We start from the raw sequence: 755 nt of genomic DNA on the forward strand, positions 1-755 counted from the left end.
GTTAGCCAGTGCCAGCACCTTATCGGGGATACCGTTGCGGCGCAGGGTGCGGAGGATGGTTTCGGCACGTTGGGTGGCAACATTGGCACCCAAGGGCTGTGGCGCTACCCGCACCAGTATTTCACTGGCTGCCGTCTGCTTGAGGATGCTGGAAATGGCCTGCAAACGCTGCTCGCCATCCGCAGAAAGCTGATTGTCGCTGCCGAACAGGCTGTTTACCGGCATGGTGACATGCACCCCGTCGCTGGCGGCCCGGACCTGGGCGTATACCGTCAGCGCTTTGCCATAGCCGGGCTGCGCAGTGAGCGGGCTGGTGGATATGCCCGGGATGGGTGTGGCACCCTGCTGTATCGCCAGCCCGGCAAGGCGCTGCTCTTCAGACTGCAACATCTGCTGCTGCTGCTGGATTTCGGCTTGCAGATGCTGGGTCTGGGCGCCGCTCATGGTTTTACTTGCTAGTTGTTCGCGCAGTCTGCCGTATTCGTTCTGCAGCGACTGGTGCTGGCGGGTCAACGACTGCACCTGTCGCTGCAGGCTGCTGAGCTGGTTTTGTTCTGCCGCCTGTTGGCGTTGTTCGTAGAGGCCAGCGAGGCGCGCATTAAAAATGGCCTGATCGACCTGGAAAAGGGCCGGGTTGACCTGGTCGCGAGTCATCATCTGCAGGCTGCTGTGCAAGCCGGACAAGGTGGCGGAAGGCATCGGCGGACCGCTGCGCTGCGCATTTTGCAGGCGCTGGAGGGCTTGCCGCAAAGTCT

1 protein-coding gene is annotated in these 755 nt (G+C 61.9%); it reads right to left on the minus strand.

Annotated features, from left to right (window positions below):
- A partial coding sequence (locus Q0C48_RS14355) for a hypothetical protein (protein ID WP_291525524.1) occupies positions 1 to 755 on the minus strand: 755 nt, incomplete at both ends.

Source organism: Acidithiobacillus sp. (genome assembly GCF_023255755.1).
In the GTDB taxonomy this organism is placed as follows: domain Bacteria; phylum Pseudomonadota; class Gammaproteobacteria; order Acidithiobacillales; family Acidithiobacillaceae; genus Acidithiobacillus.